Consider the following 13633-nt stretch of genomic DNA (forward strand, 5'->3'; position numbering starts at 1 on the left):
TGTTATGCGTGTTTTGCGCGGATGGCGTTTCGCCTGACCATGGCGATGATGGCGGGACCCAGCACTGCCACGACGCAAAGCGCGGACAAGGTCCCGCTGATCGGCCGGGTGACAAAGATGGATAGATCGCCACCGCTTAGAAACAGCGTTTCGCGTAGCGATTTCTCGAAAATGGGCCCGATTACGATTCCAAGAACCAGCGGCGCGAGGTCGAAACCGATCTGCCGCAGAATCGCCCCGACCGCGCCGAATCCCACCAGCACGCAAAGATCCCAGTAGCTGCTGCGCATCGTATAGACGCCGATGAAACTGATCGCGAAGATGAAGCCGATCAGCGCATATTGCGGTACCCGCAGCAGGCGCACCCAAATGCCGACCAGCGGCAGGTTCAGCGCGAGCAATGCAATGTTTCCGATATACATCGATGCCAGCAGGCCCCACACCACATCCGGATGCTGCGACAGCAGCAGCGGCCCCGGCTGGATTCCCTGAACGATCAGCGCGCCCAGCATCAACGCCACATTGGGCGTGAACGGGATGCCAAGCGCCAGCACTGGCACCAGCGCCGACGTCGCCACGGCATTGTTGGCAGCCTCAGGCCCGGCGAATCCCTCAACCGCCCCGCGGCCGAATTCATCGCGATATTTGCGAGCGATCGCCTTCTCAACGCCGTAGGACGCGAAAGTCGCGGTCAGCGATCCTGGCCCCGGTAACAGGCCGATTAGAAAACCGATGCCGGAGCCACGCACGATCGCCGGCCATGCCCGCGACCATTCGACCCGTGTCGGAATCATGTCGCGCAGCCGCACCCTATCGGCACGAGGGAATCCATTATTAGAAGCGACGACATGAAACAGTTCGCTCAACCCGTAAAGGCCGAGCGTGATCGGGACAAGATCGAAGCCCAGCGCGAGAGTGTTGGTGTCGAAAGTGAAACGGGTGTCACCGCCCACGGCATCGACACCGATCGTTGCCAGCGCCATTCCGATCAACAGCATCAACATATTTCGCGCCGGGTCGTTGCCGGTGATGCGCACCAGGGTCAGGCCGCCCAGCAGCGCCAACAAACAGAATTCTGGCGAGGAGAAGCGCAAGGCGACATCGGCTAGGACGGTGGTGAACAGGCTCAGCCCAATAATGCTAATCGTGCCCGCGATGAACGAGCCGACGGCGCAGATCATCAGCGCCGCCCCTGCCCGTCCCTTGCGTGCGAATTCGTAGCCATCGATGGTGGTGACGATGGATCCTCCCTCGCCCGGAATACGCAGGAGGATGGCCGTTGTCGATCCGCCATACATGGCGCCGTAATAAATGCCGGCCAGCATGATCAAACCGGTGACCGCGGAAAAATGCACGGTGATCGGCATGAGAATGGCCATCGCACCGAGCACGCCGAGGCCGGGCAGAACGCCAGTGGCTGTGCCGACGAGCGCACCCAACAGGGCAGCGCCGATATTGACCGGCTGAAGCGCGACGGCGAAGCCGCCGAGCATTTGGGCGAGCAGGTCCATCGTCAGCCTCCGAACATGGTGGTGAACAGCGATCCGTAAGGAAGCGAGACTTTAAGGCCGAGCGCGAACACGACCCAGAACGCGATCGGCGTCGTCACGGCAACCACGCACGCATTCTTCCATGTCGCATCGGCGAGGCGCGCCATCAGAAGCAGGAAGGCCGCCGTCGTCAGGAAGATGCCGAGAAAGGGCAACGTCACTACGAAGGCTATGCAGAGCAGAAGCGAATAACCGACGCGCAGCGCCGCTGTGCCGCGCGGCCACGGACCGAGCTCCGCAGCCACGGGGCGATTGCGGATCGTGACATAGATGCCGAATGCCACCCAGCAAACCGCGATTAGTGCAGGGATCGCACCGACGCCTGTCCCCAGGGGATCCCCCATCGGAAGTTGCATCGATTGGTACAGATAGCCCAGGCCCGCAGCGGTCAGGATCAGCGACGTCAGCCGCGATCCTTTGGCCGCTGCCGGGACATCGACGTCAGTTGCTGTCGCGTCGACCATCCGCGACCTACTTTCCGGCCTGTGCAGACGGCGCCGTGCCGCGAAAGACCTCTGTGAATTGCCGGGTCATCTCCTCGCCATCGGTGAACTTGACCTGGATGTTCTGCGCCACCAGAACAAGCCGGAAATCGGGATCCGACACCGCCTGCTTGATGGCTTCGATCAGAACGCTTCGCCTGGCCTCCGGAATTCCCTTTGGTGCGTAGACGACATAGTCGCTGGTGGTGACGACGTCGTAACCCAGCTCCTTGAAGGTCGGAACATTCGGATTGGTCGCCATCCGCTCCGGGCCGAACACGGCCAGCGGCCGCGCTTTGCCGACCTCGACCTGCGCTTTCAGACCCGGCCATGTGAGCGCCACGAGCTCGGTGTTCTTGCCGAGAAATGAGGCTACGCCGTCGGCGTCGCCGCTATAGGGCACGAATCTAATATTGATATTGGCCTTCTTGGCAAAGGCGTCCCAAGTGTAGTGATTGATGCCGCCGGCGATGCTGGCGACCTTCAGCTTGCCGGGATTCTGGCGCGCATAGTTCACCACGTCGTCCAGCTTCTGCAACGGCGAATCGGCCTGAATGCAGAGGGCGTTGTAGACGATGCCGATACCGCCTAGGATATCATAGGTGCCGGGATCTCCCCAGGACAGCCCCTTGACCGAGTGCACGGCAATGGTCATCGGACTGTTGGTCGCGACACCGATCTGGTACCCATCGGCCACGGCCGTCACTACGGCCGTCACGCCGCGCGTGCCCGCGCCGCCCGCCACATTCTCGATCGTCACCGGCTGCTTCAGCGGCTTCTCCAGCGCCCTTCCAAGCGCGCGCGCAATAGCATCCGAGCCGCCTCCGGCGCCGTAATTGACGGTCAACGTCACTGGCTTGGTGGGAAACGGCTCATCCGCTGCGAAAGCGCACGAATTGGCGAGAGCGAAACTAGCGAAGGCGATTCCTGCAATACTGCGCATCGTGAGCTACCCCGTCGAGTGACCAAATAGAAATCGACGGTCGGGCACATCCCGATGCTTCGGACTCCGAGCCCATGATCTGCCCGGGCAAGACGCTTCCGCCGACTTTTATCAAACACAATGATATTTCGACTATCACTCGTATGCAAGCACAAAACTTGTTCGCAAGCGCACAACTTGCAAGCAAGCAAATGAATGGGATAAAACATTCATCCCGGTTGTCAGGTTTCGAGACGCTTGCAGCCTTCGTACGACAAGCGCGAGAACCCGATGACCATCGCTTCCACGAAGAGAGCAAATACTGCCAGCGTTGCTCCACAGCCGGAGCCGTCATATGCGCTCGACGATCAACCCGGTTTTCTCCTGCGCGTGGCGCTAAAAGCCCATACGACGGTATTCGCCGGAAATATGATCGACGGTCTCACCGCGCCGCAATTCTCGACGCTGGCTAAGCTCAAAGAAGTCGGGCCGTGCTCGCAAAACTATCTCGGGCGCCTGATCCACTATGATTCCGCAACCATCACCGGGGTTGTCAACCGACTGAAGATTCGCGGTCTGATCGAAAGCATCGTTGATCCGCTTGATCGCCGCCGCGTCGCTGTCGACCTGACGGAGAGTGGCCGGGCCATCGCCGACGATGCCATCGCCGCCGTCAAGAAGATATCGCAGGAAACATTCTCGCCGCTGTCTGCGAGCGAGCATGCGACGCTGACCGCGCTGCTAAAGAAAGTGATCCTGCGATAGCCCCGCGATTTTCTTTTTCCTTTCTGACAGGCCAAAGCCGCGATGCCCGCCCATTCGATGCAGCTCACTGCCGATGAACTCCAAAGCCGTCTGTCCCGCAATCACCTTGCGAACTGGATGGGCTTGAGGGTCGTCCACGCCGCCGCCGGACAAATCCGGCTGTCATCGCCCTGGCGGGACGAATTCATCTCCAATCCCGACCATCGCTTCGCCCATGGCGGCATCCTGGCCACCCTGCTCGATACCGCGGGATCGTATGCGGTCGCTACCCTGCTCGGCAGGCCGGCGCAGACCATCGATATGCGGGTCGATTTTTTGCGGCCGGGCTTCGAATCGGAACTGATGACGGACGCCAACGTGCTTCATTTCGGGCGCACCGTGGCCAGCGTCGACGCGTCCGTTTTTAATCGGGAGAATCGTTTGCTGGCGACGGGCCGGATGGTCTTTCTGACATCCGGTCGATAGCCGGCGGCCGACAAAGGCAGCCCTCGCCCGACGTCTGCGCCTGCAGCGTTGTCGCCGCCGCGATCCTTAGGAGCGCAACACCGAAGCGGCATCCGCCCATGACCATCGCCGCTGTGAAATCCCTTGGCCGACAGGCCGGCCGAGAGTCTCTGGCAATAGCATCGACGCGATGACGAGGACGGCTGCGGCCAGCAATGCGATGGCGACCATGCCGCCGAGTCCGCCCCCGCCGAAGCACCGGCTTTGCTTTTCCAGATCTCGTTCAATTCCATGCCGATGCTGTAAGCGCGCGCGTGCCGGTGATCAGCCGCAGCACCGCGAGCGATCAATAATTCCATGCAAAGGCGGTCACCAGAGCGGCCACGGAAAACAGAAGTCGAGGATGTGTCCCAGCATGGCCGAAATCATGATCGCGTAGTGCTGGTTCGCGGTTTAATTGTTCGATGGAAAAGACCGATGCGGACATCTGGCAATCTGGCTGAAAGTCGGAGGGCTCGGACGGGCTTCGATCGCGCGAAGCCCGCCGAATGATTGTAGCTGCCGCCTATCTGCCCGGGGCTCTCAGCTCCTTGTAGGCAAACTCGCCCTTGTCCAGGATATGGATGTCGTCCAGCCACAGGCTGCAGCCGCGCAGCGGAATGTCGAGATGGCACGGCGTGTCGTTGGTGCCACCGAGCTCCACGTTCGGGCCGGTGGAGAACAGCACGTTTCCATAGAACGAAAGCGCGTTCATGATGTGCTCCTCGGACAATTGCTGCGAGGCGGCGATGTGATGCCATTGCGCGCGCTCGTTGGAGCCCCAGCCGATATGGGCGATCGCCCAGCCGCGCGGATCGCCGAAGCTGTCGATATAGTTCTTGATCAGGAGCGCATCGGTGCCCTCGCCCTGGATATCGACGATGAACCCGTCCTTCACCGTCAGCGTGACCGGCGACTGGATGTAGCGCTTGAAGGCGCAGAGGATATCGCCCGGCATCAGCACCACGGTGCCGTTGACATCGCCATCGGTCGCCTGCGTGAAGGCGAAGCCGGAAGGGAAGTGATCCCAGCGGCCGGGCTCGTCGGTATAGCCATATTCGGAAATCACCGGATATTGCTTCAGCCCATAGGTCACATCTGTTCCGCCCGGCGAGGTGATGCGCATCTTACTGGCCGACTGCAGCAGCTTGCGCGACAGTTCGGTGCGGCGGCGCAGGTCCTCGGTCGGAAACATCTTCTTGAGAATGTGGAACGGCTCCATCACGCGCAGGATGCGCGCACCGGCCTCTTGGATTTCGGCCTGTTCTTTGGAGAACAACAGACCGAGCAGATCGATCACCATATCGGCGCGCTTCAGCGTATCGATGGCTAGCTGAATGCCCGTCAGCGCGTGGCGGCCTTGCAGGCCGGCGACCTTGCCCTGACCGTATTTCGGCACGTTGATATGAAAGGTCGTGGCACCCAGGCTCTGGGCAGCCAGCATGAAGGCCTGGGCGTATTCCGGCTGATCCTCGCCGCCGCTGAGTACGACGACGACTTCGCCCTTCCTGACCTTGCAGAGTTCGAGCTCGGTCTTGAACAGATCGAGCATCTCGACATCGACGCGTTGCCTGGGCATTGTGACAGACTCCTGTTAGCGATAGGTGGAATGATCGGCTTGCTGGGAACGTGGCGGCGCAAGAATGTCCTCGACGATGGCGAGGAATCCTTCGGTATCGTCGATCTGCATCTGGTGACTGGCGCCTTCGAGGCGCCGGATCGCAATGGAAGGCAGCAGTCGCTGGATTTCGGCTTCATCCTCACCCCGAATGACGCCGCCTTTGCCCGCGACGATCAATGTGGCAGCGACGGCGATCTTGCCGAGATCGAAGTGAACGTCGTCGTGATGGAAACCCTTGTGGCTCTCCGTCAAGGCGCGCTCGTCGCAGGTATGCATCCACTCGGCACGCATCTTGATGTGCTGCTCTGGCCAATTCGGAGCATCCGGGCCGCGCAGGGCCGCTTCAACATCGCCGCGCTGCGCGCTGTGCAGCAGTCTGATCAGCGGTTCGATCGGGATCGGATAGGCGCGACGACCTGGACCCGAAACGGGCGGATCCACCATGATCAAACGCTCGATGGAGGCCGGCCGCCAGCGCGACGCGCGAATGCCGATGCGCGCCCCCATGGAGTGACCGAGGATCGTGTATCTCGTGATGCCGAGCGCCTCGGCGAATGCGAGGAGGTCGGACGCGCAGGCATCGAGCGAGTAGTTGAGATGCCGACCGCTTTCGGACAGGCCGCGGCCGCGAACATCAAGAACAAAGATATCGCGTCCGACGCAAAGGCGTTCGGCGACGAAAGCCCATTGCGCCGCCGTGGTCGAGATTCCCGGAACGATGATCAACACCGGTCCGCTTCCACCGAATCTCAGATAATGCTGTCGGATGCCGTTGGCGCGCACATGGGCGCCGTAGAGCAATTTCGAGGGCCCGGTGCCGGTCACGGTGCGCGCTCCGCCGACAATGTCCGAAGCTTGTCGATGACGGCGTGCGTGGGCAGAATGTCGGCATATTTGCTGGCGATGTCGAACAGGTTGACGGCATGCGAGGTCGGGGACCGATCATACACCGCGTCGCTCGGAACGATGGATTTGAAGTTCAAGGCGCAGGCATCAACGACCGATGCGCGAACGCAGCCGCTGGTGGTGCAGCCCGTGACGACGAGCGAATCCACGCCGCCGCCGATCAGATAGGTCGCCAACGGCGTACCGAAGAAGGCGCTTGCCTGAGTCTTCGGCAGCAGCAATTCGCCGGGCTGCGGGGCAACTTCCTTGACAAAATCATAACCCGCTGCAGGGATCCGCATGATGCCCGGAATCTTGGTGGCGAACGCGCCGTGGTCCTGGGCGACCTTGCGGGCGACGTGCGGGAAGATCACCGGCCACCTGTTCTCGCGAAACACGCTCACGAGATTGGCGATATGCGGAATGGCATTCCACCCGGCGTCGCCACAACTGGTCGGATACTGCTTCACCGCCTCGCGGATCGGCATCGGCCGGTCGCCGACCGAACGATATTGAACGTCAATGACGAGGAGTGCCGGCCGCTTGCCGAAGCCGGCCGCGCCGCCGAGCCCGGCCATCGCATAGGTCTCGCGCTCCTCCAATGGAATAACGTCGTCCCAAGGCTGCTTGATGGTCACGACTACACTCCTGTCTTTGATGTCACCGAAGCGGCACGGTGGTCGCGTCGTATTGGTAGATCCAGTCGAAGCGCGCCTTGGACGCGACCGGTGACCACTGCGTCTTGATGTAGTCGTCCGCGGTCTCGACCGTGCCGAGCGCCTTGTTGTGGAAGATCGGCAGCATGCCGATCGCCGACTCCACCACCTTGCCGGTGCGATCGAGCCGCAGCCCCTGATAGGTTTGGAACGCCCTGGCCAAATCGTTGGGCTGCTCGTCGAGGCAGCGCGCCAGCACGGCGGCGTCCTCCAGCGCCATGTTCACGCCCTGCCCGAGATAGGGCGGCATCGAGTGACAGGCGTCGCCCAGCAAGGTGACGCGGCCCTGCGACCAAGTCTTGAGCGGCGGCCGCACGAACAGGCCCCATTTGTTCAGCGTATCGACGTTCTCGACCAGCGCGATGATGTCGGAATGCCAGCCGACGAAATCGCGGAGACACTCCTCGATCGATCCTTTCTCGGACCAAGATTCCAGCTGCCAGTCGGCGCGGTCGACCTGTCCCGAAAAAGTCATCAGCATGGTGTCCTGCCACAGCACCGGATAGGCGGTGACATGCGCGGTCGGCCCAATCCAGGTCGACACCACATGCTCTCGCTGGTGCGGCGCCAGCCGATCGACCGGCACCAGACCGCGCCAGGCGATGACATTGGTGTACTTGCTCGCGAGCTGACCCATGATCCCGGTCCGGACCTTGGAATGGGCGCCGTCGGCCCCGATCAGCGCGCGGCCTTCGACCTCGGCACCGTCGGCGAGGGTCGCTCGGACGCCGCCATCGGTCTGGCTGAATCCGACGACATGGGCGTTCAGATGAATGGCGCCCGGCTTCAGTTTGCGGACGCCGTCCGTCAGAAGCTTGAGGAGATGCGCACGGAGCAGAAGGTAAGGCTGATTGCCGGCAACATCCATCGCACGGTTATAAAGCGGCCAGCTTTGGCCAGTGCTCCACAGACGGATGTCGCGCCGTTCGGCCGCGATACAGCTCTGCTCGACCTGCTCGGTCAGGCCGAGATCGTTGAGAACGCGCACGCCATTCATGGAAATCCACAGGCCAGCGCCGACCTCGCGCAGTTCGGGTGCCTGCTCGAACACGTCGCAATCGATGCCGCGACGCAGCAGCGACAGGGCCATCGCGAGGCCGCCGATCCCGGCGCCGGCGATGAGAATGCTCGACTTGCCGACTTGTTCAGTATTCATGATATCTCCGGACAAAAGATGTGCTGGGGCACGATGGTTCAGGCGGCGTCTTCCGAAACATGCTGCTAGGCAAGACTCTTCACCGCCTCGAAAATCTTGATGTATCCGGTGCACCGACACAGATTGCCGTGCAGGTAGTGGCGGATTTCGTCGTCGGTCGGATGCGGCTTCGCTTTCAGCAGCGCGGTCACCGCCATGATGAAGCCAGGCGTACAGAAGCCGCATTGCAGACCGCCGTGACGCACGAAGGCCTCCTGGATGCGCGACAGACCGTCCGCCGGAGTTACCCCCTCGATGGTCGTGACCTCGCGGCGATCCACGTCCACCGCCAGTGTCGTGCAACTCGAAATCGGCGCGCCGTCGAGCAGCACGGTGCAGGCGCCGCAGACCTCCATGTCGCAGGACCGCTTCGTGCCCTTGAGGCCGATGCGATCCCTGATCAGATCGACCAGCAGCGTGTGGGTCGGCACCTCGATCGCGATGGCCTCGCCATTCAGCGAGAAGGAAATGGGGAGATGATGTGTCATCCGGCCTAGCTCCTGCCGCCACCAAGCGCGTCGTCCAGATTTCTCTGTAGCAGGACGCCGGCGAGATGGCGCTTGTAGTCGGCGCCGCCATGCCGATCGGCGTTGACATCGAGCGCATCAAGCGCCGCCGGCAATGCCTCAGCCACCGCGCAACGCGCCTCGACGATGGAACGACCGCGAAGTGCGTCTTCGACGGCCGTCAACGCCTGCGGGCGGAAGCTCAGTGCGCCGACCCGGATCCGGGCGCTTGCGATGATCGTATTGCGCTCGGCCAGCGACCAGGCCATGGCGACATTTACCGACGGCCGTTCGCCATGCTTGAAACGGCGATAGGTGACGGAGCCGCTCGGACGCGGAAATACGATTGTCGTCAGCAGCTCGTTCGGCGCACGCACCGTTTCCAATTCGCCCTGGATGAACTCGTCCGCAGGCACGGATCGGATGCCACCGAGACCCTGCAGCACCAGCCGCGCATCGAGCACCGCCAGCATGGTCGGCGGATCGGCATGCGGCTCTCCGAAGCACAGGTTGCCGCCGATAGTCCCGACGCTGCGGACCCTGATATTGGCCACATCGGCGCAGAGCGCGGACAGCGCCGGCACATGCTCCTGAATGAGTGCATCGCCCGCAATCCGGTTATGCGTGCAGCGCGCGCCGATCTCGATCTCGTCCGCATCGTTCAACATGATGCCATCGAGCCCCGCGATACCCTTGATATCAACGAGCCGTTCCGTATGGATCACGCGCATCTTCATCGCCAACAGCAGCTCGGTGCCGCCGGAATAGAACATGCCCTCGCCGTCCTCACCGACGGCTGCGAGTGCCTCGTCGATCGTCGGCAACCTTGTATATTCGAAGGGAAGCGGCAGCATGATCAAGCAGCGCCCAACATGTCTTTGAGCTTCTTTTCAAACTCTTCGAAATTCTGATCGACTCGTCGCTTGATGACGCCGAAGCCCATGGAGGCGAGGCGTCCCTGCACATCGACCTTCGCTTCCACGGCGAATGTCGAGCCGGCGTCCTGCGGCGTCACCGTCACATCGAGGACCACCGCAAGCCGCGTACCGGTGAACTTGTCGCGCCCCGTGGCGCGGGTGCGTACGTGCGACGGTTCGGTGATGGATTCGACGACGATATCGGCGGGTACTTCGATCTTGAACGGGCCGATTTTCTGTTTGACCGTTGCTTTGTAGGTCGCGAGCCGTTCGATTTCCTCGACATTGTCGCAGCCCGGGATGCAGGACGAAATGCGCGGCACATCTAGCAGCGTGCTCCAAAGCTCCGCAGGTGTCGCCGGGACGACCATCGACATCTTGAATTCCATTAGCTCAATTCCTCTTCTGCAAAGCGCGCCACACTTTTTCCGGCGTCATGGGCAGGTCGGTAATGCGGATCCCATAAGCAGAGAACAGCGCGTTGGCGATCGCCGGCGCGACCGGAAGAATGGCGCCTTCGCCCATTCCCTTGGCGCCGCCCGGCCCGGGACCGTCGCCATTTTCAATCAGGATGGTGTCGAAGGCCGGCGGCACGTCGGAGATCCGCGGGATGAAATAGTCGATTGGATTCGCATTGACCGGCTGGCCGTCCTCGAATTCCAACTGCTCGTAAAGCGCGTGCCCGAATCCCATCACAGCCGCGCCCTCGTCCTGCCCTTCGGCGGCGACGCGGTTGATGACCCGGCCGACATCGGCGGCGCTGGCATAGTGGGGAATGTGGATTTCGCCGGTGTCTTCATCGACGATGATTTCAGCAAGACCCGCCGAAGTCTCCCAAAACAGCGGCGACTCGACCAACGCCCCTTTCTTCGAGCGCGGGGTAATGGCGCCGCGGCCGATGACCTCGCCGGAATCGACGCCCAGCGTGCGGTGGAAAATCTCGTGAAAGGTGAGAACTTCGGCGCCAATCGAGACGCCGCCTTCGACCAGCGACAGGCTCTCCTTCGGCAGTTCCCAGACATCTGCGACCATCTCCAGGATCTGATCGGCTGCATCGAGCGCTGCCTTTTCGACCGACAGGCCGACCACGATAGTCGAGCGACTGGCCCCAGTGCCCCAGTCATAGGGGGCGACCGCCGTATCCGTGCGCAACACCGTGACCGCGGAGGCCGGCTGCTTCAGCGTCTGTGCCGCGATCCGCCCCATGGTCGCATGGGATCCCTGCCCCACTTCGATGGCAGAGGTCGAAACCAGGATCGAGCCGTCAATCTTGAGCCGCACGATCGCGTTGCTGATCGGCGTATTGGCCGGATCCGTCGCCGCCACGGCGAGCCCACGCGACTTCCTGTTGGACGCGTTGGCTTCGGTGCCGAACGACTGGCTCACCCGGCCCATCAGCTCGCTCATATCCATGTCGAGCGCCCGCAGGTCCGGCCGCGTGCGCTGGCCTCGGGATGCCAAATTGATCAACCGGAATTCGCTCGGATCCATGCCGATGGCCGCCGCGACATTGTCCATGTGCGACTCCTTGGCCCATACGGCCTGCGGGCCGCCGATCGAACGAAATGCGGCCCCCGGGATCGTGTTCGTATACACCGCCTGCGCTTCGAGACGCAGATTGGGCATCACATACGGGCCCATGATGCGATTGGCCGACTTGGTTGCGACCGCGGAGCCCGTATCGGAATAGGCGCCACCATCGAGCAGCAGCTTTGCGCTCTTGGCGACAATGCGCCCCTTCGCGTCCACTGCGGTGCGTATCGTTATGTCCGCGCCGAGCCTGCGGCAGGTGAGCATGGACTCCACTTGGGATTGGGCAATGCGAACCGGACGCTGCACCTTCCAGGACGCAGCTGCGACCAGCGGCTCGATTTTGACCGATGCCTTGCCACCGAAGCCGCCGCCGACGAACGGGACGATCACCCGGATGCGCGCAAGCTGCAGGCCGAACAGGCGTGACAATACTTTCTGCACGGCCGTCGGCGTTTGTGCGCCAGCCCAGATGGTCAGGGAATCGCCCTTGAAGTCGGCGATCACGGTGTGCGGCTCCAATGCGAAATGCGAGATGCCGGGAAAGGTGAAGTGATCCTCGTGGATATAGGCGGCGGTGGCCTCGGCCGCGTCGACGTCACCGACTTCGTTCCGATAGGTGTGAAAGACGTTGCTGCCCTGGGTCGGGCGCGCGCCGCCCTTGAAATAGAAGTCCTGAAGATTTTCGTGATGCGCGTGGATCAGCGGTGCGCCGTCGGCCATCGCCTCCCGGATCGTCGTCGCCCGCGGCAGCTCTTCATATTCGACATCGACCAGTTCCGCGGCGTTTTCCGCGATCTCGACCGTGTCGGCGATCACCACGGCGATGGGTTCCCCGACATGACGAACGCGGTCGATCGCAATGATCGGCCGATCCTTGAGAACCAGACCCCACAGACCGAATTGCGCGACATCGGCACCGGTCAGCACATCGACAACGCCGTCGGACGCCAGTGCTGCGCTCGTATCGATCGACACGATACGGGCATGGACCGCCGGCGACCGGACCACGAAGCCGTGCAGCATGCCCGGCACCGTCAGGTCGGTGATGTACTCCGCCCGCCCGGTGACCTTCTCGATGAGGTCGGGCCGCACGGAGCTCATATTGTCAATCGTCTTCGACATTCAACAATCCACGGGAACTTCGCTGCTATTCCGAGCCGCGCGGTGCCGCGACACAGTTTGAAAAACGCTGCGACAAGCGCTAAAGCATTTATTGCTCGTATGCAAGTGCTGCGCTCGTGCACGACTGGACCCATTATAGGCTGGCCGGGAGCTTTGACCCTCCCTGCGTGCAGACGGCCATTTCCCATGAAGCCAAAGACAGGAAATTGCAGAGACCACCGTGGATTTCGGCGGCCGGGATCGGTAAACAGGCAAGCAGCCTTAACGGCTTTCGCGCCGTATCATGGCTTGCAATTGATGCCAGATCAGACCCGGGGGAATGTTTGTCGCCTAAGACGAAGCCACGCTCGACCGACAAAGCGAAAGATGCCGCGCTCTCATATACGCTTGATGAGGCGCCCGGCTTTCTGCTGCGGGTCGCCTTGCGGACCCACACGGCTTTTTTTACCGCAAAGATGATCGAAGGCTTGACGGCGCCTCAGTTCTCGACGCTAGCGAAACTGCGCGAGGTGGGTCCCTGCTCCCAGAACCATCTCGGTCGGCTCATTCATTATGATTCGGCGACGATCACTGGCGTAATTACACGCCTCAAGTCGCGTGGCCTGATCACGAGCTACAAGGATCCGTTGGATCCAAGACGGAGAGAAATCGACCTGACCGAAAAGGGGCGACGAATAGCCGACGCCGCGATAGAGACCATCGGGGAGATTTCTAACGAGACATTTTCGCCCCTGAGCCAGCAGGAGTTTCGAACGCTGACTGAGATCTTGAAAAAAGTAATTCGCCGATGATAAACAACTGACACTCAGGCACTTCCCGGGACGAAAAGTTTCGCAGACGGACTGATGATGTCGAACCATGCCTCGGCAAATATAACCGCATAGTCCGGGTATGTTGAGGCCATTCTGGCAGCCCGGTCGTCAATCCCGTCCGGAG

Annotated in this window: 14 protein-coding genes; 3 read left to right on the top strand and 11 right to left on the bottom strand. The window is 61.7% G+C overall.

The genetic code is table 11. The features are described 5' to 3' along the window. Positions 1–2: 2 nt before the first annotated feature. From CIW50_RS27215 to CIW50_RS27225, 3 genes are read right to left on the bottom strand one after another with little or no spacing between them, the layout of a single operon-like run. On the bottom strand, positions 3–1511 hold the full coding sequence (locus CIW50_RS27215) for a tripartite tricarboxylate transporter permease (protein ID WP_149534287.1): 1509 nt from the start codon (positions 1509–1511) through the stop codon (positions 3–5). 2 nt (positions 1512–1513) lie between these two features. Further along, the gene (locus CIW50_RS27220) at positions 1514–2014 is read right to left on the bottom strand and encodes a tripartite tricarboxylate transporter TctB family protein (protein ID WP_149534288.1); all 501 of its coding nucleotides are present in this window, start codon (positions 2012–2014) and stop codon (positions 1514–1516) included. A 7-nt stretch (positions 2015–2021) separates the two neighbouring features. Continuing rightward, the gene (locus CIW50_RS27225; protein ID WP_149534289.1) at positions 2022–2975 is read right to left on the bottom strand and encodes a Bug family tripartite tricarboxylate transporter substrate binding protein; all 954 of its coding nucleotides are present in this window, start codon (positions 2973–2975) and stop codon (positions 2022–2024) included. Positions 2976–3245: 270 nt separating this feature from the next. On the opposite strand from CIW50_RS27225, the gene CIW50_RS27230 reads away from it, so the two are divergent. Together CIW50_RS27230 and CIW50_RS27235 are read left to right on the top strand one after the other, a co-directional pair. Then, on the top strand, positions 3246–3719 hold the full coding sequence (locus tag CIW50_RS27230) for a MarR family winged helix-turn-helix transcriptional regulator (protein ID WP_149534290.1): 474 nt from the start codon (positions 3246–3248) through the stop codon (positions 3717–3719). Positions 3720–3761: 42 nt separating this feature from the next. After that, complete coding sequence (locus CIW50_RS27235) at positions 3762–4184, top strand: PaaI family thioesterase (protein ID WP_149534291.1); 423 nt, start codon at positions 3762–3764, stop codon at positions 4182–4184. Between the two features lie 544 nt (positions 4185–4728). Here the strand turns inward: CIW50_RS27235 and CIW50_RS27240 are convergent. From CIW50_RS27240 to CIW50_RS27275, 8 genes are all read right to left on the bottom strand, one after another. Further along, entirely contained in the window at positions 4729–5781 is a 1053-nt protein-coding gene (locus CIW50_RS27240) for a 2,5-dihydroxypyridine 5,6-dioxygenase NicX family protein (RefSeq protein WP_120286721.1), read from the bottom strand. Positions 5782–5796: 15 nt separating this feature from the next. Continuing rightward, the gene (locus CIW50_RS27245) at positions 5797–6648 is read right to left on the bottom strand and encodes an alpha/beta fold hydrolase (RefSeq protein ID WP_149534292.1); all 852 of its coding nucleotides are present in this window, start codon (positions 6646–6648) and stop codon (positions 5797–5799) included. Then, positions 6645–7346 carry an isochorismatase family protein gene (locus CIW50_RS27250; protein ID WP_246664476.1) on the bottom strand — a complete coding sequence of 234 codons (702 nt, stop codon included), beginning with the start codon at positions 7344–7346 and terminating at the stop codon, positions 6645–6647. The genes CIW50_RS27245 and CIW50_RS27250 overlap by 4 nt, the downstream gene beginning before the upstream one ends. A gap of 22 nt (positions 7347–7368) precedes the next feature. Next, positions 7369–8580, bottom strand: a complete 1212-nt coding sequence (locus tag CIW50_RS27255; protein ID WP_149534294.1) for an FAD-dependent monooxygenase — start codon at positions 8578–8580, stop codon at positions 7369–7371. 65 nt (positions 8581–8645) lie between these two features. Further along, a complete protein-coding gene (locus CIW50_RS27260) occupies positions 8646–9107 on the bottom strand; it encodes a (2Fe-2S)-binding protein (protein ID WP_120286717.1) in 462 nt (153 codons plus the stop codon). A gap of 5 nt (positions 9108–9112) precedes the next feature. Next, positions 9113–9979, bottom strand: coding sequence for an FAD binding domain-containing protein (locus CIW50_RS27265; protein ID WP_149534295.1), 867 nt, complete (start codon positions 9977–9979; stop codon positions 9113–9115). Positions 9980–9981: 2 nt separating this feature from the next. Then, positions 9982–10419 (bottom strand): SRPBCC family protein, encoded by a 438-nt coding sequence (locus CIW50_RS27270; protein ID WP_246664477.1) that lies wholly within the window; start codon positions 10417–10419, stop codon positions 9982–9984. A gap of 16 nt (positions 10420–10435) precedes the next feature. After that, a complete protein-coding gene (locus tag CIW50_RS27275; protein ID WP_172980483.1) occupies positions 10436–12697 on the bottom strand; it encodes a xanthine dehydrogenase family protein molybdopterin-binding subunit in 2262 nt (753 codons plus the stop codon). Positions 12698–12864: 167 nt separating this feature from the next. Here CIW50_RS27275 and CIW50_RS27280 point away from each other — a divergent pair, with 167 nt between their 5' ends. Further along, complete coding sequence (locus tag CIW50_RS27280) at positions 12865–13488, top strand: MarR family winged helix-turn-helix transcriptional regulator (protein WP_246664478.1); 624 nt, start codon at positions 12865–12867, stop codon at positions 13486–13488. The last annotated feature ends 145 nt before the right edge of the window (positions 13489–13633 follow it).

This window comes from Tardiphaga sp. P9-11 (assembly GCF_008329525.1).
Classification (GTDB): Bacteria; Pseudomonadota; Alphaproteobacteria; order Rhizobiales; family Xanthobacteraceae; genus Tardiphaga.

Coding starts and splice junctions, on each gene's coding strand:
- CIW50_RS27275 (WP_172980483.1), bottom strand. CDS start 12,697: ATGTCGAAGACGATTGACAATATGAGCTCCGTGCGGCCCGACCTCATC.
- CIW50_RS27230 (WP_149534290.1), top strand. CDS start 3,246: ATGACCATCGCTTCCACGAAGAGAGCAAATACTGCCAGCGTTGCTCCA.
- CIW50_RS27235 (WP_149534291.1), top strand. CDS start 3,762: ATGCCCGCCCATTCGATGCAGCTCACTGCCGATGAACTCCAAAGCCGT.
- CIW50_RS27215 (WP_149534287.1), bottom strand. CDS start 1,511: ATGGACCTGCTCGCCCAAATGCTCGGCGGCTTCGCCGTCGCGCTTCAG.
- CIW50_RS27255 (WP_149534294.1), bottom strand. CDS start 8,580: ATGAATACTGAACAAGTCGGCAAGTCGAGCATTCTCATCGCCGGCGCC.
- CIW50_RS27270 (WP_246664477.1), bottom strand. CDS start 10,419: ATGTCGATGGTCGTCCCGGCGACACCTGCGGAGCTTTGGAGCACGCTG.
- CIW50_RS27260 (WP_120286717.1), bottom strand. CDS start 9,107: ATGACACATCATCTCCCCATTTCCTTCTCGCTGAATGGCGAGGCCATC.
- CIW50_RS27220 (WP_149534288.1), bottom strand. CDS start 2,014: ATGGTCGACGCGACAGCAACTGACGTCGATGTCCCGGCAGCGGCCAAA.
- CIW50_RS27225 (WP_149534289.1), bottom strand. CDS start 2,975: ATGCGCAGTATTGCAGGAATCGCCTTCGCTAGTTTCGCTCTCGCCAAT.
- CIW50_RS27265 (WP_149534295.1), bottom strand. CDS start 9,979: ATGCTGCCGCTTCCCTTCGAATATACAAGGTTGCCGACGATCGACGAG.
- CIW50_RS27240 (WP_120286721.1), bottom strand. CDS start 5,781: ATGCCCAGGCAACGCGTCGATGTCGAGATGCTCGATCTGTTCAAGACC.